The organism is Herminiimonas aquatilis (genome assembly GCF_042665175.1).
Lineage (GTDB): Bacteria > Pseudomonadota > Gammaproteobacteria > Burkholderiales > Burkholderiaceae_D > Oxalicibacterium > Oxalicibacterium aquatilis.
This window is the reverse complement of sequence record NZ_JBHTCC010000002.1, coordinates 87563-108798: the sequence shown is the minus strand read 5'-3', so window position 1 is coordinate 108798 and position 21236 is coordinate 87563. Positions and strand designations below refer to the sequence as shown.

Below are 21236 nucleotides of genomic sequence, written 5' to 3'. Positions count from 1 at the left end.
TGAGGAATCTCAGGAACTCAAGTGAGGTAGGCAAGCAAGTAGGTCAGGGGATCGCTGCTGCGATTCCCTGATTGATCTGCAACGGGCGTTTTGCAGAGTGCTGACCGGATCACGCTATCATGCGTCCCTATGAACGCCCGCATCGACACCTTTGTGGCACCGCCGTGTGCCGAAGACATCGTCATCCTGTATCAGGATGACGCGATATTACTGATCAATAAACCTAGCGGCTTGCTGTCGCTATCAGGTAAAAATCCGCTCAATCTCGATTCCGTGCATTACCGTTTGGTGCAGCAATTCCCGAGTGCGTTGCTATTGCACAGGCTTGATTTTGGTACCTCGGGGATCATGATTGTTGCACTTAACAAGAGGGTCGCGGCGAATATCAATCGACAGTTTCAGGCGCGTACCGTGGTCAAGACTTATCAGGCGGTATTGGCCGGGCACGTCGCAGCAGATGAAGGCGATATCGAATTGCCGATCGCCAAGGACCCGATTAATTTTCCGAAGTTGCAAGTGTGTTTTGAAACCGGCAAGGCTGCCAGTAGTCATTATCAGGTGTTGGATAGGCAGGCTGGGCCGGATACCACCCGCGTCCTGTTCACGCCTAGTACTGGACGCACGCATCAGTTGAGAATTCATAGTGCAGGGATTGGGCATCCTATCTTGGGTTGCGATTTGTATGGCACGGCTGATAGTCGGCGGATGGCTTGTAGACTTTTCCTACATGCTACTGGCGTGGAGTTTGACCATCCGGTTAGTGGCAATCGATTCTCCTGGATTAGCGAGTGTCCGTTTTAATCCGACATCTATTTCAAACCTTCATTCGGCACTTGCTTAGTATTCTTACTTTTTACGTGGCTCGCGGCACCTCACGCTCGTCGCAAAATAAGCGCCCCGGTGATTTCGTTATCGTTGATAGACATAATGCTTTCAATATAGATCTTCCGTTGTTTGACAACTGCAACTTCCAAACACTCAATCATCAGTCGGCACGCGTACAAATAAGAGATGAACTGGTCTGGGCGCGTAAAATAACCACCCAAAATCGCTGCCGCCCTACTTGGCTGCTTAGTAATCAATTCCGCAGCAGATGTAACAATGTCCGCGGCCATACCAAAGTCGTACTTGTCTTCTCGCGTGTGAAGAAAATTGCGAATTTTTACAAAATGTTCAGCAATTGCTTCTGTTTCTGCTGAGGTCAGTGGTGGATTTGTCGTCTTGCCTACATATTCTTCGATTCGACGCTTTACCATTGCGGCTGATGTGGTGCCAACCATGGCCGGCGTACCATTTTTCCTTCTCCGTAGGAGAGCGTCGCAATGGCAGTAGCCGAGAAACCTAATCACGCCAGGATCGGATCCCCTCAAATTCTTCAGTTGCTTCGACATCTTTTCTAAGACGGAGTCAGCGGATGGCAATAGTCCTACGGTGTAGAGCATAACCTCGCGCCATTTTTGGTCTTGCATTGCAACTTCGACCACGTTGTTAAGGATAACCTCATCGTGTGATTTGACGAGGAAAGAAGCAGTGAAGTACTCCTGTATTGTTAGGTGCGAAAACGAAAAAATGTCTACGGCGCGCTCAACAATTAACCCGTGCTGTGCCTCAATTTGCTTGATCACTATTGATGCATCCGCTTCCTCAGACTTTTCCTTATCAGGTAAGTCGCGAAGAAAGTCTAAAATTGTGCGCTCTAATTCAGAGCGACGGAATACGGTCCTCGAATCAAAATAGAATTTCGCAGCGACTGCTTCGAACAAATGTTCCCTCCGCGAGAACGACAAGTTTTTATAAAAATCATCACGCGATATAAGTCGAGAAGTGTCCCACTTCCGAAGCAATGCATCGATTGCTTCTTTATAAAGGTCGACCTGCCGAGCAGGGAAAACGAGCGATTCTTCAAACGCAAGACAGAGAAGTGTTAGAAGCAAAGGTGTTCGCCCCAAATCCCTTAAACCTTCTTGCTCATTCTCTTTCCACCCGGCGATAAACCGTTTTAGATGTTCAGAGTTTTCGCCATACCATTGCGTGACAAGCTGAATTTGTTGATTCGCATCGAAATCTGCCACTTCCAAATACTTAAATTTTTCGAAGGAGTAATCCGTTGCCGCGGTGCGGCACGTAAGACAGTACTGGCATTTTTTGTATTTTAAGGAGAGATTCACTACCTCCTTAATTGTTTGCTTTCGTTTACTGTCCTGTTCATTCACTTCATCCAAGCCATCAAGGAGGATTATTGCATCCCCACGCTCTAACAAAGCACGGACAAAAATCTCAGCGTCCGGAAATCCGCATAGATCAAACTGGTTGGCAATATAGGGAATTAAGGATAATGATGAATCACTCCAGTCCTTTAGTGAAATAAAAATGGGAGTCTTTTTAATTCTTCCTTTGCAAGCAAGAATTGCCAAGTACTTCAAAAACGTCGTTTTTCCTGCTCCCGGTCTTCCCAGAATAAATAAATTGTCGCCCGTTTCAGCTACTTCAAGTGCAGGTAATCGAGTGCCTTCCTGAAGCGAGTCAGCCGTTTGCAGGCTATTGATATCTCCCGCAAACCTTTTCAGGGCACTTATGCGGTCAAATACAAATGCATCCGTATATACATCTTCAATCCTGATTGTTTTCGGGTTCCCCAAAATTTTCGTGGTACTCAAATTCTCAAGAAGATTTTTTCGATAGTCGTTTCTCGTTCCTTTCCAATCTACCTTCTCCCATTTAGTTCTAATGGTCTCCAGAAGTCTGTCGCTAATTGAGGAAACAACTTCTTTCGACTGTTTTTTTGCTATCTCAACAGCAAAGTCAGTAGTTTGTCCGAGTAGCCCTTGCCAATCAAAGGAAGCCAAATCTAAACCGCTCATCTATATTTCCTCTCGATGATTGAACAAAAAGTTTGAGTCCGATAACGATTCAATCAAATTTCCCAACTAGTAGGTTCCTGCCGCGTCACATTATTCCGTGCATGACGGAAGGTAGAAACCGCATCGTAAACGATCTTGCGCGCGCGATTGATGCCGCCCAAAGGTCGATGCGCAGGCAAACTGTGCCAGGGTGTGAACGATAAATTTTCGCCAAAGCTGCGTTGCGCTTCGCCATCGAATTCCTGCGGCGGGATGCGTATGGTGGCGACTTTGCGGAAGGGCGATTCCGACTCCTTCCATTCATGGCCTGGATCTTCTATCGGCATGCTGGTCGCATTGACTTGCAGTTGTACGGTGAAGTCGAACACGGCTTCGCGCTGCGATAACTGCTGCACCATCGCTTCACGTAAATAATCCGGCCCGGGATTCGCAGGTATTTCATCTGCATCAGTGACGCGCGGGATCGCCGAATACTTGACTGCCGTCTCACCGAACAGATACGGCGTGGTGCTCCAGTAACGGGTTTGCAGTGGATTGGCGAATTTTTTCAGTGACTTGATCAGGTTCCAGATCACGCGCAAGTGCGTGGCGAAGTAGCTGATCTTTGCCCAGGTGCTGCCGGTCATGGCCTTGATCAAGCCATCGAATTCGGCCACGTCTTTGGTCACGAACACATTGGTGGTGATGACGATAAAGTCTTGCGTCTGCGCGTCGCGTTCTGCTTCCAGCAATTTGTCGCCGGCCACGCCCATCAGCTTGATCGCCATCCCGCGTATGTCGCGCGAGGTGTCGGGCTGGATGGTGCCGTCCTGATTGGAAAAACGTATCCATGCCTGATAGCTGCGCGCTTCGGCAAAAATCCCGATTCGCAGGTCAGCCGGCAAATCGGGCTCGATGATGAATTCTGCTGTGACCAGTCCGTGCATCTTGGGATGGGCATCGCGCCGCATGATGCCGGTCGGATTGTCGCGAATGATTTTGGCTTGCAGTCGCGCGGCAAGGTCGCGTGTGTCTTCTATCTCGTGGGCGGGGATGATTTCTTGAGCGAGTGCATTGTTGGGCATAATTTATTATTGATTTGATACCGTATCGTTGCCGCGCAGCTGACATTTCGGGCTATATTACGTGGGGGCGGTGGACCCGGTAATACTTGGCTATCATCAACTGTAATTATTTTCTTGGCAAGAAAAAGCGACACAGCTTTCGTCACTCTGGATAGAAGCGGGGCATCAAATCATATTTCCACAAGCATCGAGTTGGTCACCATTGGCGAAGCGCGACGGCACGGTAAAAACCGGTTTGCATCGTTCGATGTTCTTCAGCCCGTCGATCGCAACCAATTCCGAACTTCAAGTAGCGCAAGGCGCACAAGGCACTTATGACTTGAGCGCGGCGCTGGCGCTGTTTGTCGCGTTGATCCATGGCCTGCGCGAGGTTCATCAGCGTACCGACCTGCATCAGGCTTTGTGTCTAGCGAACTTGCGTTTGCGGCAAGACGGTTCGGTGGAGTTGCGCAGCGATGCCACGGTGCCGCTGGCTTACAGTTCACCTGAACAAACCGGGCGCATGAACCGGCAGGTCGATTACCGCAGCGACTATTATTCACTCGGTATCGTGTTGTATGAGTTGTTGAGCGGCCATCTGCCTTTCGAGTCCGATAGTGTGATGGAGCTGGTGCACAGCCACATCGCCAAAAAGCCTTTGCCGCCCGGCCGCCTTAATCCTGTCATTCCCGATGTCGTCGGCAATATCGTCCTCAAGCTGCTGGCCAAGAATGCGGAGGACCGCTATCAAAGCCTGGAGGGTTTGCTCAAGGACGTAGAGCGTTGCCAGGCAGCGCTGGAACAAAGCGGCATCATCGAACCCTTCGTGCTGGCGCAATACGATGTGTGCGATCGCCTGCAGATTTCGCAAAAAATGTATGGTCGCAATTACGAATACAGCCGCCTGCTCAATGCGTTCAAGCGCGTGGCGGCCGGCGGTGCGGAACTGCTGCTGGTCAGCGGTTATGCCGGCATCGGCAAATCATCGCTGGTCAATGAAATCCACAAGCCGGTGGTGGCGCAGGGCGGCTACTTTATCTCGGGCAAATTCGACCAGTTCAAACGCACGATCCCGTATTCGGCTTTCAATGAAGCCTTCCGCGAACTGATGCGGCAAATCCTGACCGAAAGCGAAAACCGCATTGCCGATTGGCGCGCCAAGTTATTGAAGGCGCTGGGCCCCAATGGCCAGCTGATTATCGAAGCGATTCCGGAACTGGAATTCATCATCGGCAAGCAGCCGCAAGTGCCGCTGCCGGGCGCGACGCGCAACAGCTTCAATTATGTGATGCAGAATTTCGTCAGCGTGTTCACCCACTCTGATCATCCCATCGTCCTGTTTCTCGACGATCTGCAATGGGCGGATGCGGCCTCGCTGAAACTCATTACCTTGTTGATGAAGGATCTGGACGATCCCTGTCTGTTGCTGGTCGGTGCCTACCGCGACAATGAAGTCGATATTGCACATCCGTTGAATCTGACCATCGATCTGATCCGCAAACATGCGATCGTCACCATCGTCGAAGTCAGTCCCTTGCTGGAAGACAGCATAGAAGAGCTGGTCGCCGATACGCTCAAGCGCGATTCGGCGGAAACGCGGCCACTGGCGCAACTGATCTTTCGCAAGACGCTGGGCAATCCCTTCTTCATCGGTCAGTTCATCAAGAGCTTGCATAGCGAGACGTTGCTGCAATTTGAAGGCGGCGCGTGGAACTGGAATATCGAGCAGATCCAAGCGCTGAATATCACCGACAACGTGGTCGAGTTGCTGACCAAGGAGCTGCGCCGCCTGCCGCAACCTACGCAACGTCTGTTGACGATCGCGGCGTGTATCGGTAACCGCTTCGACCTGCAGACGCTGGAAACCGTCAGCGAAAGACCGCGGCAGGAAATCAGCGAGTTATTGCATGATGCGCTGCAAACCGGTTTGATTATCCCGTCTGAACACACGGCGGCGGCAGTCGCGATGGTGCCGCTGTCGTACCAGTTCCAGCATGACCGCGTGCAGCAGGCCGCGTATGAAGGCATCGCCAAACAAGAAACCGATGCGGTCCATCTGGAGATAGGTCGCCTGCTGCTGAACAGCCTGAGCGCAGGGGAACGAGAAGAGCAGATATTCAATATCGTCGATCACCTGAACCAGGGCCGCAATCTGCTGGATGTGCAGGCGGAGAAGGACGAGTTGGCCAACCTGAATTTGCTGGCGGCCAAAAAAGCCCGCAAGTCGGCTGCGTTCGATGTGCATTACGAATGCATAGAGATTGCAAATGAATTTGGCAGCGAGGACGACTGGAGCAAGAAGCCCGGCTTCATGCACGAGTTGTACATGGAGCTGATCAACGTTGCGTTTGCCCGTGCCGATTATCGCGAGATGGAAAGGCTGTGCCAGATCGTCTGCGAAAAGAGCGCTACACCTTCCGAGGTGATTGCAGCCAAGGATTATCTGATCCGCTGCTATGGCGCGATCTACAAGCCGCAGGAATTGATGAAAACCGGGATCGAGATGCTGGAAATTTCCGGCATCAAGGTGCCGGTCAATCTCGACGAAAAGGATATACGCATTGCGCGTCTGCGGCTCAAGCTGGCGCTGCGTGGCAAAGATCCGCTTGAGCTGGCCACCTTGCCGCCGGCCACCGATCCGCAGTATCTGCTGCAACTGCATGCGACGATGGCGTTTCTCGGTTACGGCTTTACCTATCTGGCGGGTTCCAATGTGGTGTTATGGGTGGCGCTGGAAATCGTGCGGCGTTCCATCCGTTACGGCTCGTCGCCGAATTCTGCGTATGCGTATGCGGTATGGGGCCGCACGCTTGTCGGCAAGTTGGGCCGACACGAAGAGGGCTATAAATTCGGCAAGGTGGCCAAGCAGCTGGGCGGTCACAAGCAATTGCTGGGCGCGGTCGGCATCTTCCACGGCATCATTCGGCATCATCGCGAGCACTTGCGGCTGTCGCTGGAACCCTTGATGGATACCTATGTCAAGGCAATGGAAATCGGCGACCGGCCGGGGGCGATGGTGGCGCTGTCATTTTCGGATGCGATACGTTTTCAGTCCGGTGGCAATGTCAACGATGCACTGGCCACGATACGCAAGGATCTCGATATCTATCGCAAGATGGATTACGCGGCCTTGCTTGGCGTGATGATTCCGTGGGCGCTGTTGTTCTCACGCCTGGTGGGCGAGTCGATCACTGACATCACGCAGGGCCGCGAGCAGGAAGATTATGCGTTGGCGCGCAAGAATGCCGCCGATCCGTGGGGCTTGTTTTACGTGCGCACGATACAAGCGATAGGCGAATATTATTTCGGTGAATTCAGCAGTGCGCATGCGCATGCAAAGGAAGCGATCGACTTGCCCGGTTTTGACTTCGGCACACCATCGTCGGGATTCCTGATGTGGGTGCATTCCTTAGCCGAACTTGCACGCTGCCGTCCCTACGACAACAACACCAATGCACTCGCCAGCGCGAAAGCGATGCAGGCCCGTTTCAAGGCGTGGGCGAATGCGGCTCCCATGAATTATCTGCATAAATGGCAATTGGTCGAAGCCGAACGCTTGCGCGTCGCTGGCAAAAGCGTACGCGCAGAACAGTTTTATGAGCGGGCAATCAAGGGTGCGCGCGACAATGCCTTCCTGAACGATGAAGCCTTGTCGCATGAACTTGCAGGCAAGTTTTACTTGGGTGTTGGAAAAGAAATCAATGCGCGCATGCATCTGGAGCAGGCGCATGCCAAGTATGAAGAGTGGGGTGCGTTTGCCAAGGCGCTGCAGCTGGAGACGATACATTCTGCATTGCTGGCACGCGTGATTGCGCGCAGGCGGTCAGACAGCCGCGGCCAGGCCGAAGCGCGTGAACGGCAGGTGGATATACAAACGGTAATCCGCGCATCGCAGGCGCTGTCGGGCGAAATTCAACTCGACAAGCTGCTGTCGAAATTAATGCATTTGCTAATCGAAAATGCCGGTGCGCAAAAAGGCGCTTTACTGGTGGTAGAACACGGACGGCTGTTTGTACAGGCGGAAATCAACGGCGACGCCATCGTTTTGCAGCAGAAAGTCGCGGTGGAGAAAAGTAGCAGTCTGGCGCTCTCGGTCATCAACTACGTCAAGCGCACCGCCGAGAAAGTAGTGCTGGGTGATGCAGCCAACGACAGCCAGTTCAATGGCGACCCATATATAGAGCAGGAGCACCCGAAATCCATCATGTGCCTGCCCTTGCAAAAGCAGGGACAGCTGGTCGGCATGCTGTATATGGAAAACAATCTGGCGATCGATGCCTTCACGAACGAGCATGCAGAACTGCTGCAGATACTGTCGACGCAGATTGCGATCTCGCTGGAAAACGCCACCTTGTACAACGACCTCGAACAGAAAATCGAGTTGCGTACCCAGGCGCTCAGCCAGAAAAATACCGAGTTGCACGATACGCTGAATTCCCTGCGGCTCACGCAAAAGCAATTGGTGGAATCGGCCAAGCTCGCTTCCCTCGGACAGTTGGTGGCCGGTGTCGCGCATGAAATCAATACCCCGGTCGGTGTCAGTGTGACCGGGGCCTCGACGCTGGCGGAAGAAACCACGCGCCTCAAATCGCTATACCAGAGCGGCGACATGAAGCGCTCGGATCTCGACGCGTATGTCGGTACCGCCACCACAATCAGCAAATTGCTGCTGTCGAATATGGAAAGGGCGGCGACGCTGATACAAAGTTTCAAGGATGTCGCCGTGGATCAGACCAGCGAAGAACGGCGCATCTTCCGCCTGAAAGCCTATATCGATGAAGTCTTGTCTAACTTGAGCCCGCTGTTGCGCCGCTCGGAACACCGGATGACCGTCAATTGCGACGATGCCATAGAAATCGATACTTATCCGGGTGCCTTGGCGCAGATCATTACCAACCTGGTGATGAATGCATTGCTGCACGCTTTCCCTGACGATAAGTCGGGTGACATGCTGATCGTGGTGCGCAATGTCTATATAAAAGGGATGGAAACCGATTTGATCGAATTGCGTTTTTCCGACAATGGCGTCGGCATCGCTCAAGCAGATCTGGCCAGGATTTTCGATCCTTTCTTCACGACCATGCGCGGCCGTGGCGGCAGCGGTCTGGGCTTGAACATTATTCATAATCTGGTTACTGGCAGCTTGCAGGGACAGATCACCGTCGAAAGCCAGGTTGGCGTCGGTACTACTTTCATTGTGCGGTTTCCGCGCAATTCCAATGCGGCTGCAATCTCCGCTGCTGCAGAAGCGCATGCTGCGCAACGTCTGCTTTAAGGCTCATCATGTTTGAAGATTTTGTATTTGCGCCAGAAAAAGAAGACGGCACCGACGGCATTCACATGCCGTGGAAGATTTTGATTGCGGATGATGAGGAAGAAGTCCATCAGGTGACAGCGGTCGCGATGATCGACGTGCAGTTCAAGGGACGCAAGCTGGAATTCCTGCATGCGTATTCCGCACGCGAAGCGCGTGACATGCTAGCCGCAGATGGCGACATCGCGATCATTTTGCTCGATGTGGTGATGGAAGAAGACGATGCCGGTTTGAAACTGGTGCGGCATATTCGCGAACAAATGAATAATCGTCGCCTGCGCATCGTGTTGCGTACCGGCCAGCCGGGCCAGGCCCCGGAGCGCGACGTGGTGGTCGATTACGACATCAATGATTACAAATCCAAGACTGAACTGACGCGCCAAAAGCTGTTGACGTGCATCATTTCTGCCTTGCGGTCCTATGACGATATCGTCGCCCTGGAAAATTTGAGTCGCGATCTGGAACGTCAGGTGCTGGAACGCACGCGCGAACTGACGGTGGCGAAAGAAGATGCGGAGTCGGCGAATCGCGCCAAATCCGATTTTCTCGCGGTCATGAGCCATGAGATACGCACGCCGATGAACGGCATGCTCGGCATGATGCAACTGGCCCTGGCGCAGGCATCGGATGCGGAACAGAAAGAGCATCTGGAGACCGCCCAGTATTCGGCCGAAGCCTTGCTGACCATCCTGAATGACATACTGGATTTTTCCAAGCTGGAATCCGGCCAGCTGGATTTCGAGGCGACCGACTTCGACTTGGTCAAGGCGGTGGATAGCGTCATCAATCTGCTGCAATCGCGAACCAGCAACACTGCCTTGTCGCTCAGCCTCGATTGCGCCGCCGGCTTGCCGCGCGCGCTGGTGGGCGATGTGGGCCGCTTGCGGCAAGTCTTGCTGAACCTGATTAATAACGCCTTGAAATTCACCGAAGAGGGCGGCGTCACGCTGAAGGTAGAACAACTACCAGCGAGCGATGCGCAGATCCTGTTGCGATTTACGGTCATCGATACCGGTATCGGCATCGCACATGAAGCGCAGGCCCGTTTGTTCCAGTCTTTTTCGCAGGCAGACAGTTCGATTTCCCGACGCTTCGGCGGTACCGGCCTGGGCCTGTCCATCTGCAAAAAGATCGTCGAAATGCAGGGCGGCTGTATCGGCGTGGAAAGCATCGTGGGCGAGGGCAGCCGGTTCTGGTTCGAACTGACATTTGCACCCGCAGCCGAGGTCAGGGAAAAAGCGGTTGATGTGAGTATTGCCATTCCACTCGCCAGCCGCACGCTGCGCATCCTGTTGGCTGAAGATAATGAAGTGAATCAGAAGGTGGCTGTCGCCTTGCTGAAAAAATCCGGCCATACCGTGCAAGTCGCACAAAACGGTCATGAGGCCGTCCTTGCTGTTCAGCAAAGTCATTTCGACCTGGTCCTGATGGATGTGCACATGCCGGAAATGGATGGCGTGGCGGCGACCCGTATCATCCGCGGCTTGTCCGGCCCCGCAGCCAGCTTGCCTATTGTGGCGCTGACTGCCGCCGGGACCCTGGCGGATATACATACCTGCATGGATGCCGGGATGAACTATTTTCTTGTCAAACCGTTCAGAATGGAGCGTTTTAGTGGGATTTTGCAGCAATTGCCCCAAGCAGCAACCTGAAATCCGGCGCGATTTTGCCGGCCCAGCATCGTCCGGAACCGGCCATATCGTTGAAATAGCCGGATTTCCCCCTTCTTCTTCCCGCCTGATTTACACCCCATCCTCCGATAATGCCTATTAAGAAACTCCGGCTGGCCTAAGCAAGGTCGGCGGAATTGACTTTCAAGCGAGGATGACGATGGAAACGAATCAGGCACTGCGTAAAAACTTTTCTCTGCAAGCAGCGGATGCGGGAAATGACGACTTCATCGATACCGTGATCGATGCGCCGAAGACTGGCGCACGCGTTGCAGGTATGGATTTGAAGGCGATTCGTGAAGCCATCGCCCGCGTGGAAGCAGAAGCCAAGGCAACCGTGACCGCCGAGAATCGTGCATATGCCGAAGCGCATGCCCGTTCCCTTGCCGAAGATCGCGCGCAAGCCGACGCCGCCGCCATCGCAGAAGCCAACCGCAACGCCAAGGCGGCCGAAGAAGCCATCGCCGCCAGCCGCGCCCGTCTCGAAGTTGAACGCCAGGCACGTGCCGCCAGCGAAGCCCGTACGGTCGCCGTCAACAAGGAAATCGCCGAACTGCGTGCACGCACCGAAGCCGATACCCAGCTGGGCATCATTGCCATAGGACGTGCCAAGGCCGAGCAACTGGCGCGCAAACGCACCATAGAACAAATCGCCGAAGAGACAGAGTTGGGCGCGCAGGCAGCAGAAGCAGCTGAAAAACTGGCGCAGGAAACAGAACACAAACGTCGGCAAATGGTGGAGAACATCGCTGCCTCCCATATCGCGACCGAAGCGGCAAAAGCCGAAGCTGAAGAACGTGCACGCCTTGAATCCCAGGTGGCTGACGTCGCGCGTGAACATGAACGCCGCGAAAAAAGCGCGCGTGAAACGACTCAGACACTGCTGAATACACGGCGCGATGCGATGCTGCTGACGCAGCAGCGCGAAGAAGCAGATACCAAAGCGCTCGCCTCGATGCTCAATCGTGTTCCAGCCGAAGTGCGCGCCCGTGAAGATGCGCTGGCACGTGCAGCGACAGAACAAGAGCAGCATGCCACTGCGCAAGCGCGTATCGAATCAGAACAACGTGCGCTGGAAGCTATCCAGGCGCGCCTGCATGCAGAAACCGAAATGCGTGCCGCTGCAGAACGTCGCGAACATATAGAAAGCATGGCAGCCGTCGCGGCACAATCACGTCGCGAAGCCGAAGAACGCATCCGTGTTGCCACCGAAGCGCGTATTCAGGTTGAAAAGCAATTGCAGACTTCGGCCATTGCCCGCGTGGAAGCGGAACATCAGGCCGACGAACAGGCACGTGCACGCATCGCGGTCGAAGCCCGTGGCGAAGAAGAGGCACGCCAGCGCGCAATTGCAGAACAGCAGGCAGCAGCAGCTGCACGCGTACGTGCTGAAGAAGAGCAACGCGCCAGAGAATTGGCAGAACAACGCATTGCGATGGAACGCGCTGCAGCGGAAATGGCAAGCGCACGTTCCGTATCCGAAAAATTTGCAGTCGACAAGGCAGCAGAGTGCGCAGCCCTGCAACAGCAAATGGCAGAAATCGCCGCACAAAAAGCACAGCAAGCACTGGCGCTGGCGAACGCAGAACATGCGCGCCTGGAAGCAGAGCAATCGACCCTGCTGGCCTTGCAGAAAAAGAAACAGCTGGAAGCAGCTGCAGCAGCCACCGCAGCTGCACGCGCCGAAGTGAGCAAGGAACAGGCAGCTTTGCTGCAGCAACAACAGGATGCGGCACAACAGGCGCTGGCAGCAGAAGAAACCGAAAGTGCCGCACTCAAACTCAAGCTGGAACAAACTGCAAAACAAGCAGACTTGAAGCGCGCTGCAGCAGAAGCGGCGTTGGCACAAGCGCATGAAGCGGTGGCTTTGGCCAAGGTGCAGGCGCAACGTTTGCAGGATGAACAAAAGGCATTGGCTGTGGCCCAGCAAAAGCTGGTTGCCGAGCGCGAGCATGCCGAAGCTGTACGCAAGGAAGTGCAAACCACGCAAGCCAGGATTGCCAGAGAAAATGCGGCCCGTGCGGCAGCGCAAGCATGTGTGCGTGCGAATGAAGAGAATTCTGCATTACTGGCGGCGCAGGAGCAGACCGACAAGGAACTGCATGCGGCGCGTCGGGCTGAATGTGTGGCGAATGAGCACATCCTGGAACAGGCTAAGGCCAAGACCGCATTGCAAAGAAAAACTGCGCATCTGGCCCTCGACAAGGTGCGTCAAATGGTCGAGCTCACGCGTGTACAGCGCGAGCATGCAGAAGCCGAAGCACTGGCCTTGCAGTCATTGGAAGAAAAATGCCGCATCGAAGCGGCCGCCAAGGCGGAAGCCGAGGCACGTATCCAGGCAGATTTGCAGCAAATGGAATTGCTGCGCGAGCGCGAATTGAACGAACGCAAAATTCGGGAAGCGGCTGAAGTGGAATGCATTGCAAGTCGCGAAGCGTTGGAACAAACCAGAATCAAGGCGGAGCTGCAACAAGCGAATGCACTAGCGTCCGAGCAACGTGCGGCAGAAGCGCTGGAACTTGCACAAACCGAACGTGAACGCAGCCTGGCTGAACAAAAAGCGCTGGCAGCGATACAGCAAAAATTGAGCAACGAACAAAAAGCGCGTGCCGAAGCCGAAGCACGCGCTTTGCAGGAGCAGGAACAGGCAGGCGTGTTCCAGGCGCGTGCCGATGCCGAGCACGCATCGCGTACGGCCAATGAATCGATCCTGCAGGCCGAAAAGCAAATGCTGGAAGCCGCAGCCCAGCAGGCAGAACAGCAACGTCAGGCAGCGCAAGCAGCACAAGCCGCAGCGCGCCAAGCCGTGGAATTGGCCAAGGCAGAACGTGCACGTGCCGATCTTGAAAAAAAGGCGATGGACGCGATTGAAGAAAAGCTGCAGGCTGAACAGCGGCGTCTGCAGGGCGCAGCCAATATATTGCGTGTGACGCAGGAAAAAATCGCAGCCGAGAAAGCTGCCTTGCATGAAGCAGAATTGAGAATTCAAGCGGAAAAAGAACAGGCAACAATTCTGCGCAGCAGACAGCAGGCGCAACAGGCAATGCGTCATGCGACCGAAGTGATTGCCAACGCAGAAAAGGAATTGCTGGCCACGGAAATGCAGCAGGTCGAAGCGCAGCGAATCGTGATGGAAGCGGCAGAACGCAAGGCAATGGAAGTGCGCGAGCTGGCACAAGTCGAGGAGCAACGTGCGCTGGCCGAACAACGCGCACTGGCATTGCTGGAAGAACAGCAAATGCTGGAGCAGCAACGCCTGGAAGCCAGCGAAATCGCATTGGCTGCGATTGAAGAAAAACTGCAAGCCGAACAAAAAGCATGCACTGTGGCCGAGCTGACGGCAATTGCCGAACTGGAAATGGCCGAAGTATCCAAACAGCGTCTTGCTGCAGAAGAAGAAGCGTGTCTGGCGCAGGAAGCGCAGCTTGCAGCAGAACGCGCAGCACTGGCTGCCGCCGAAGAGAAAGCGAAAATTGCTGCCACTGCAATTGAATTATCGAAGGCAGATCAGCTACAACGCGATCGCGAACAGGCAGAAGCGGAAGCGATTGCACGCGATTTGATGTCCCGCATCAGTGATCGTGGCGAGCAACATGAAGAATGGCGTGCGCGCGCGACGGCCGTCCTGGCAGAATCGGGCGCATCGCTTCCACAAAAAGCCAAATCTGGCGCGCGCATGTGGACATCGATTGCGGCCGGTCTGGCATTGCTTGTTGGTGTCGCAGGCTGGAGTGTTCAGCACGATGCGCTGCATATGTTTGCACCGCAGGCAGCAAAATCGGTGGCGGCTGTGAGCAATGTTTCAAGCGGAGCGGTGGCCCCGGCCACGTTGCAAATCTCATATGCATTGTCGAGTTCGCCAGCTGCTGCAACAAATGGGACGGTTGACGCAGAAGTCAGATAAGTCTTTATGCAAGGCCGGATCGGCATGCATTAGCGATCAGCGATTTATCTATGCAAGAGGGTGCCAGGCTTCAGCCTTGCGCCCTCTTGGTGCATTCAGGCTGAGATTTCTCTGGTTGCGTTGCAGGGAGCGATAAAAGCATCAATGACAAGCATTGATTTACTTGCCGTAAGCGGTTGAATCCCGGAAAATCCTGTATCGCATTTGCAATTTAAGCAGCCTCATTTATATCAGCTCATGCGCGGTGCTTGTGCCATTCACGAAACCTGGTCGTCAGGCCGCATCGTCGCATCGCAATCGGTTGGGGAAGATGAGCGGTTTGTCGTACTATATTGGCTGTGCGCATTTATCGAATAACCATAACAAGGAAAACCATGTTCTTCGCGCCACGTCGCACTTTCAATTCAGGCTTACGTTATGTGTTGGGCCGGACCTTGGCTTTGTCTCTGGCAGGATTCTGTGTTTTCCCGGCGCTGGCCGATGATCTGACCGATGTGTCGCAATTATTGCGTTCCGGTCAGCATGTTGCTGCATTGGCAAAAGCAGATGCTTTTTTGAACAAGAATCCACGCGATGCGCAAATGCGTTTTTTGAAGGGCGTGATCCTGACCGAGCAAAACAAGTCGGCAGAAGCGATCACGATTTTCAGCAAGTTGACTGAAGACTATCCAACTTTGCCTGAGCCTTACAACAATCTGGCAGTACTGTACGCATCCAGCGGCCAATATGAAAAAGCGCGCACCGCGCTCGATATGGCGATACGGACCAATCCAACGTATGCCACAGCTTACGAAAACCTCGGCGATGTACATGCCAAGCTGGCGAGCCAGGCCTACGACAAGGCGCTGCAGCTTGATAACACCAACAGCGGTGCCAAATCCAAATTGACTATGGTACGCACGCTGGTTGGCAATACAAGCGGCGGCACCAATCCAAAAGTTGCGGTGGTTGCGGCAGCACCTTCAGCACCGGTAAAGGCCGAGCCTAAACCGGAACCTAAAGTTGAACCTAAGCCTCCTGTGAAAGAAGTGCCTAAGGTCGAGCCAAAAGTTGAAGCCAAGCCTGAAGTAAAAGTCGAAGCCAAGCCAGATCCGAAAATTGAGCAGCAAAAGCTGGCGCAAAAGCAGGAAGCCGAAGCCAAGCGTGATGCCAAGGCCAAGGCGAGTGCCGCCGCCGATGCCGAGCGTGATCAAGTAATGACTGCAGTCAACGCATGGGCCAAAGCCTGGAGCGCACGCGACGTCAAAGCGTATCTGAATGCTTATTCCAGCGAATTCGATTTGCCGGCAGGACAATCACGCAAGGCATGGGCAGATGAGCGCCGTGCCCGCATCGAAGACAAAGATCGCATCAGCGTCAAAATCGAAGCGCCGCAAGTCAACGTAAGCGGCAATAATGCGACCGTAAAATTCCGTCAGATTTATGATTCTGATCGGGTCAAAGCTAATAGCCGCAAGACATTGGTGCTGGTCAAGCAATCCGGTAAATGGCACATCAAGCAGGAGCGTGCGGGTAGCTAATGGCTGGAAATAAAATAAAGTTGCGCTTATTCGCACGTCGTATTGGATGTTGGTCAGGTGCAGCAGCTTTAAGCCTACTGGTTGCCGGTGGTGCCAGCTTGCCATTGCCATCGTTTGCCAGTGGCAACAAGCCGGGAGTGCCCGCGCGTCTCGATCCGGAAATCATGTTGATCGAAGTCTACAAGTCCCTCGCTGCAAATCGCTTGCGCGATGCGCAGGCCAAGGCCGATGCCTTGGTTGCGGCCTATCCAACTTTCCGGCTGGGTCATCTGGTGCGTGGCGATTTGCTCTTGCTGCATACACAAACTATCAAAACCTTTGGCGCGGCACCTAACGCACCCGCCGACAAACTCAATAATCTGCGTGCCGAAGCGGTCGTGCGCTTGAAGTCCTTGCGCGAGCGCCCGGATCCGAACATGATTCCGCGCGTTATTCTGCAGATGCGCGACGACCAGAAAAAAATTGTGCTGGTGGATGCCAAGCGCTCACGGCTCTATGTCTATGAGCGCGTCAACAATCAGTTGAAACTGGTCAGTGATTATTATGTGAGTCAGGGCAAACTGGGCGTTGAAAAATTCAAGGAAGGCGATCAAAAGACGCCGCTCGGCGTCTATTACATCACCGCACGTTTAGCGGGTGCAAAGCTGCCTGATTTTTACGGTCCAGGTGCCTTGCCTATCAATTATCCGAATGAATGGGACAAGGCCAATGGCCGCAGTGGTTCGGGCATCTGGTTGCATGGCGTGCCATCGGATAGTTACAGCCGCCCACCTTTGTCCTCGGATGGTTGCGTGGTGCTCACCAATGCCGATTTGAAGGAATTGTCCGCGACGGTTGAAGTCGGCAATACGCCGGTCATTATCAGCGATGATCTGAAATTCGTCTCCAAGGCAAAATGGGAAGCAGACAAACTCAGCGCCAACAAAATGCTGGAGTCATGGCGTGTCGATGTTGAGAGTACCGATCCGGATCGTTTGCGCCGTCATTATTCGCGCAGCTTCAAGGCACCGCGCGGGCAAAGCCTGGATGGCTGGCTGACCAAGTTGCAGCAATCAACTCTGGGCGCACGCAAGATTGACGTGGCACTGCGCGACGTGACCTTGTTCCGCTATCCGGATGGTAAGGATCAAAAAGAAATGATCGTTGCTGCCTTCACTCAGGAAGCCATCATCGGCAAAGGCAAGCATGTCACGCGCAAGCGCCAGTACTGGGCCAGGGAAGGTGCGCAGTGGAAAATCGTTTCTGAAGTCAATTTGCAATGAGCTTGACCAGAGATACCGATGCGTCGGTATCTCTGTAGTCACATTGAGAGTCATCAATAGAATTGATGTGATTTTCATCACATATTTCTCCCGCAATTCCTTGCATCATTCCCTGGCTTGATTCATCGCGTCTTCATACTTCTTTACAGTTGTAAAAGACTATTTCATCCGTGGATTTCCCGCAGCCGATCTATATAGTGATTCCATGCCGACGCGATTCATAAACCAAATCTGGTTTTCGAGGCGGCTAACAGGAGTCAATCATGCTGCACAAAAAATGGATAGGCATTGCCTTGCTGGCGACAGCTGCAGTCTCGACGACAGCGTCGGCTGATAATCGCGGTGTCAACACGGCGCTCGGTGCCGTGGTTGGTGCAGTAATTGGTAACAGCGTCGGCGGTCAGGACGCAGCGATTATTGGCGGTGTGTTGGGTGCCGTAGTGGGAGCAAGTGCTTCCGGCGGTCGCAACGATGATCGCAATTACGGCTACCGCCAACCGCAAGGCTATTACCAGGCACAACCTCATTACCAACCGCAGCCTGTCTATTACCGGCCTGCTCCGGTTTATACGAGACCCGTATATCGCAATGGCTACGATAGACACAACGATTATCGCGGTGGCTATCAATCGAATGGACGCCGCGGCGAATACGGTGGCTATGAGCGCGGCGATTATCGTCGCTAAGAAATTTTAAATCTGAAAGCAAGCGTACAAAACGTCAAGCTTGGGAGGACGCTGGCATCGATGCGATGCCAGCGTAACAAGCCAGATTATTATTAGAGCGATAAACGTTACAGCGCATTTTTGAAGTGGAAGGCGGGGAAAAAGAAGCATCGCGCATCAGCAACAAGCTATGCATTTTTCTCTTTCCACTTTGTTGGAAGAAAGGCTGTTTCGATGAAAATATTCAATACACGCGTAGCGAAGCGCATGCTTATTTCGCTGGCAGGATTGGCGGCCCTGGGTGGTTGTGCAGTCGTGCCGTATAACTCAGGCTATTACGATCAACCGGTATATGGCGGTCCGGCAGTATATGCCGCACCAGTCTATGTTGCGCCGGCCGTTAATTTCGGACTCAGTTACCGTTCGCGTGGTTACTATGGTCCGCGTTACCATGGTGGTCGCGGTTATCATGGTCGTGGTCACAGGTGATCAGCAGATCATCCAAACGAGCGCACTCAAACGAACGTACTCAAACGAACGCACTAAATAAAAATGGCTAGTCAATGCGACTAGCCATTTTTACTTTTTGCGTGATGAAAATCAGCGGCGGTAATCACGATTTTCACGGTAATCGCGGTAATCACGCGGTGCGCGATGGTAGCCCCCGTGTTCGCCGTAATAGTTGTCATGGCGCGGGCCACGATAATATCTATCGCGATAACCATAAACGACCACCGGGGCTGGCGCATACACGACAGGTGGCGGTGCATAAACAGGTACCTGACTACCGTAAATGATCGGTGGCGCGTAGTAATTGGAATAGTTGTTATAGAGCGGCGGTGGTGAATAATAAACCGGTGGCGGTGGGTAATAGCCACCCACGCCCAGGTTGATTGACCAGTTCACGCCGCCTGCCATTGCCGACGTTGCTGCCAGTGTCAGGACGCTTGCCAAACCGCAAAGTGCAATAATTTTTTTCATGAAAATCTCAATATGGATGATGATATTTAACGCTCAATCATCCTCTTCGACTACTGCTAATTCGTAACAATCTGTATCGTTTCATGGATGCATTAGTCATACGACAACATCCACGCAGACGATAATTTGAATCTCATTGTGCGGCATATCTACTTCTACTCATTCATCATGCTTCGGATCCATCGCCACCAGCAGGCTGCAGCGAATTTTTTCCACCAGTAAGGCATCGGTGGCGCCGCGCCACCAGCGCATGGCCAAGGATTGATGACGTGAATGGCCAACGATCAGCAATTCGACACCCAGTTTATCGACCAGTTCGGCGATGGTGGGGACCGGTTCGCCCACTTCAATATGCGTTTGTACCTGCAAGCCCGCTTCACGCAGGTAGGCTTGACCATCGCTTACCTCGCGCTCCATTTTTTTCTTTTCAGCGAGAATTTCTTCTTCGATACCCTGCATGGATACCATCGCATACTCACCGATGACCACCGATGGTGGCGGATTGACGACTGCCAGTAAGTGGATTTCTGCAGAGGGGCCTGGAGCCAGCCTTACACATTCCTGCAAGGCAGAGCGACTTTCCAGTGTGCCGTTATAAGCGATCAATATCTTGCGATACATAAGACCTCCTGATAAGCGATGGGTGCATGATCAGTATATCGCTAACGGCCGATCGGACAAGTCGGTCGCCTAGGTATTGGTGGTCAGGCTTAACTACACAGATTATTCAGGATGCCTGCTTCAAATGACTGAAAGTGAGTCCTGTCAATACGACGCCGATCGCGCCAATGCAAATGACTGCACCCGTGCCCCACTGTTCAACCGCAAATCCCGCCAGGCCGACCCCAGCCGACTGGCCCAGGAAGAAGCAGGCCGCAAAAGTGGAGACAGCCGCGCCGCGTCGTTCCGGTGCCATTTGCGTTGCATTCATCTGCAGGGTGTTATGCAGCATGTAAAAGCCCAGCCCAGCGGCGAAACATGCCGGGATCGCCCAGCGCCAGTCGGGCGCAAGGCCGATGGTCAGATAAGCCGCGGCAACAATAATGCCGCCCCAGCGTGATAATCCTTTTTCACCGAGGCTGCGCACCAGCCGGCGTGACGTGGTCGCATACAGAAAGCCGCCCAATCCATACAACATGACCAGCGCCGCGGCATTGGTCAGTGACAGATGATGGACACGATGCAAATGCGAGGCGATGAAGGCAAACGCGCCGTATAAAAAAGCACCTTCCAGAAACACGGTAATCAACACTACGCGCGCCCACGGTTTGGCCAACACCTGGCCAAACTCATTGATCATGCGCTGCAAGGCGGAGCCCGCAACCTTGTGCGTAGTCACCGCGTAAGAAGGCAATTTTCGGTTGAAGGCAAACAGCGTCAGGCTGACAAAAACAAAATAGAAGGCAATGCCGAAGAAAGGCAGGCGCCAATTAAAGTAATCGGCGGCCAGACCACCCAGCAGGACACCAGCAGAAATGCCGACGATCTGGCCGATCAGGAACTGCGCCAATACCGGTTGCCGGTCGCCGTAGGGCACCACATCTCCTATCCATGCCATCGACAAGGGAATAATCGCGGCCGCAGTGGCGCCAGCCATCAGGCGCGCAACGATCAGTAATGGGTAATTGGGGGCCAGGGCACACAACAGTGCGGTGACTGCACATGCCAGGCAAGCCCAGGCAATTACCAGATATTTACCGAAGCGGTCACCGACAGGACCGAAGAATAGCTGGGAAAAACCGTAAGCAATCGAAAAGACGGTGATCACGTAAGAAACATTGCCCAGCGACATGCCGAATTCCGATGCCAGTCGCGGCAGGAGTGGATCTGTTACCCGCAATGAAATCGCACTGCCAAACGCAGCAAGCGACAAGGCGGGGATGGCAAGTGGCGGGATCGGGGACGCGGATGGTGTTGCAGTGTCGTCGGCGGGCATGGAAGAAGTCAAAATTAATGCAGAGCAAGTAAGGGTACAACAAATCGCGAAAACAGATGTGCACCAGCTTGTATACCATT

The 21236-nt window shown here is 53.7% G+C and carries 13 protein-coding genes; 8 read left to right on the top strand and 5 right to left on the bottom strand.

Annotation, left to right across the window (positions count from 1 at the left end; translation table 11 throughout):
• Positions 1–129: 129 nt before the first annotated feature.
• Positions 130–801: an RluA family pseudouridine synthase gene (locus ACFQO0_RS10015; protein WP_382234193.1), complete on the top strand. Its 672-nt coding sequence runs from the start codon at positions 130–132 to the stop codon at positions 799–801.
• Positions 802–872: 71 nt separating this feature from the next.
• On the opposite strand, the gene ACFQO0_RS10010 is transcribed toward ACFQO0_RS10015, so the two are convergent.
• Both ACFQO0_RS10010 and ACFQO0_RS10005 read right to left on the bottom strand, forming a co-directional pair.
• Positions 873–2861: an NACHT domain-containing protein gene (locus ACFQO0_RS10010; RefSeq protein WP_382234191.1), complete on the bottom strand. Its 1989-nt coding sequence runs from the start codon at positions 2859–2861 to the stop codon at positions 873–875.
• Positions 2862–2914: 53 nt separating this feature from the next.
• Positions 2915–3925 carry a catalase family protein gene (locus ACFQO0_RS10005; protein ID WP_382234189.1) on the bottom strand — a complete coding sequence of 337 codons (1011 nt, stop codon included), beginning with the start codon at positions 3923–3925 and terminating at the stop codon, positions 2915–2917.
• A gap of 202 nt (positions 3926–4127) precedes the next feature.
• Here ACFQO0_RS10005 and ACFQO0_RS10000 point away from each other — a divergent pair, with 202 nt between their 5' ends.
• The 7 genes from ACFQO0_RS10000 to ACFQO0_RS09970 all read left to right on the top strand — a co-directional run bounded on the left by ACFQO0_RS10000 (position 4128) and on the right by ACFQO0_RS09970 (position 18728).
• The gene (locus ACFQO0_RS10000) at positions 4128–9179 is read left to right on the top strand and encodes a trifunctional serine/threonine-protein kinase/ATP-binding protein/sensor histidine kinase (protein WP_382234187.1); all 5052 of its coding nucleotides are present in this window, start codon (positions 4128–4130) and stop codon (positions 9177–9179) included.
• A gap of 8 nt (positions 9180–9187) precedes the next feature.
• Positions 9188–10870 (top strand): response regulator, encoded by a 1683-nt coding sequence (locus tag ACFQO0_RS09995; protein ID WP_382234185.1) that lies wholly within the window; start codon positions 9188–9190, stop codon positions 10868–10870.
• A 178-nt stretch (positions 10871–11048) separates the two neighbouring features.
• Entirely contained in the window at positions 11049–14792 is a 3744-nt protein-coding gene (locus tag ACFQO0_RS09990) for a hypothetical protein (protein WP_382234183.1), read from the top strand.
• A gap of 374 nt (positions 14793–15166) precedes the next feature.
• Positions 15167–16312 carry a L,D-transpeptidase Cds6 family protein gene (locus ACFQO0_RS09985; protein WP_382234181.1) on the top strand — a complete coding sequence of 382 codons (1146 nt, stop codon included), beginning with the start codon at positions 15167–15169 and terminating at the stop codon, positions 16310–16312.
• Entirely contained in the window at positions 16312–17574 is a 1263-nt protein-coding gene (locus tag ACFQO0_RS09980; protein ID WP_382234179.1) for a L,D-transpeptidase family protein, read from the top strand. Before ACFQO0_RS09985 ends, ACFQO0_RS09980 begins: the two co-directional genes overlap by 1 nt.
• Before the next feature lie 263 nt (positions 17575–17837).
• Positions 17838–18260: a glycine zipper 2TM domain-containing protein gene (locus ACFQO0_RS09975; RefSeq protein ID WP_382234177.1), complete on the top strand. Its 423-nt coding sequence runs from the start codon at positions 17838–17840 to the stop codon at positions 18258–18260.
• 213 nt (positions 18261–18473) lie between these two features.
• Positions 18474–18728 (top strand): hypothetical protein, encoded by a 255-nt coding sequence (locus tag ACFQO0_RS09970; RefSeq protein ID WP_382234175.1) that lies wholly within the window; start codon positions 18474–18476, stop codon positions 18726–18728.
• A gap of 111 nt (positions 18729–18839) precedes the next feature.
• Here the strand turns inward: ACFQO0_RS09970 and ACFQO0_RS09965 are convergent, their stop codons facing one another.
• The 3 genes from ACFQO0_RS09965 to ACFQO0_RS09955 all read right to left on the bottom strand — a co-directional run bounded on the left by ACFQO0_RS09965 (position 18840) and on the right by ACFQO0_RS09955 (position 21156).
• Complete coding sequence (locus ACFQO0_RS09965) at positions 18840–19220, bottom strand: hypothetical protein (RefSeq protein ID WP_382234173.1); 381 nt, start codon at positions 19218–19220, stop codon at positions 18840–18842.
• Positions 19221–19379: 159 nt separating this feature from the next.
• Positions 19380–19841: a universal stress protein gene (locus ACFQO0_RS09960; protein WP_382234171.1), complete on the bottom strand. Its 462-nt coding sequence runs from the start codon at positions 19839–19841 to the stop codon at positions 19380–19382.
• 106 nt (positions 19842–19947) lie between these two features.
• Entirely contained in the window at positions 19948–21156 is a 1209-nt protein-coding gene (locus ACFQO0_RS09955; protein WP_382234169.1) for an MFS transporter, read from the bottom strand.
• Between the last annotated feature and the right edge of the window lie 80 nt (positions 21157–21236).

What these genes read in the sequence shown, in the direction of transcription:
- ACFQO0_RS10015 (WP_382234193.1), top strand. Translation starts at nt 130, where the DNA reads ATGAACGCCCGCATCGACACCTTTGTGGCACCGCCGTGTGCCGAAGAC.
- ACFQO0_RS10010 (WP_382234191.1), bottom strand. Translation starts at nt 2,861, where the DNA reads ATGAGCGGTTTAGATTTGGCTTCCTTTGATTGGCAAGGGCTACTCGGA.
- ACFQO0_RS10005 (WP_382234189.1), bottom strand. Translation starts at nt 3,925, where the DNA reads ATGCCCAACAATGCACTCGCTCAAGAAATCATCCCCGCCCACGAGATA.
- ACFQO0_RS09995 (WP_382234185.1), top strand. Translation starts at nt 9,188, where the DNA reads ATGTTTGAAGATTTTGTATTTGCGCCAGAAAAAGAAGACGGCACCGAC.
- ACFQO0_RS09990 (WP_382234183.1), top strand. Translation starts at nt 11,049, where the DNA reads ATGGAAACGAATCAGGCACTGCGTAAAAACTTTTCTCTGCAAGCAGCG.
- ACFQO0_RS09985 (WP_382234181.1), top strand. Translation starts at nt 15,167, where the DNA reads ATGTTCTTCGCGCCACGTCGCACTTTCAATTCAGGCTTACGTTATGTG.
- ACFQO0_RS09980 (WP_382234179.1), top strand. Translation starts at nt 16,312, where the DNA reads ATGGCTGGAAATAAAATAAAGTTGCGCTTATTCGCACGTCGTATTGGA.
- ACFQO0_RS09975 (WP_382234177.1), top strand. Translation starts at nt 17,838, where the DNA reads ATGCTGCACAAAAAATGGATAGGCATTGCCTTGCTGGCGACAGCTGCA.
- ACFQO0_RS09970 (WP_382234175.1), top strand. Translation starts at nt 18,474, where the DNA reads ATGAAAATATTCAATACACGCGTAGCGAAGCGCATGCTTATTTCGCTG.
- ACFQO0_RS09965 (WP_382234173.1), bottom strand. Translation starts at nt 19,220, where the DNA reads ATGAAAAAAATTATTGCACTTTGCGGTTTGGCAAGCGTCCTGACACTG.
- ACFQO0_RS09960 (WP_382234171.1), bottom strand. Translation starts at nt 19,841, where the DNA reads ATGTATCGCAAGATATTGATCGCTTATAACGGCACACTGGAAAGTCGC.
- ACFQO0_RS09955 (WP_382234169.1), bottom strand. Translation starts at nt 21,156, where the DNA reads ATGCCCGCCGACGACACTGCAACACCATCCGCGTCCCCGATCCCGCCA.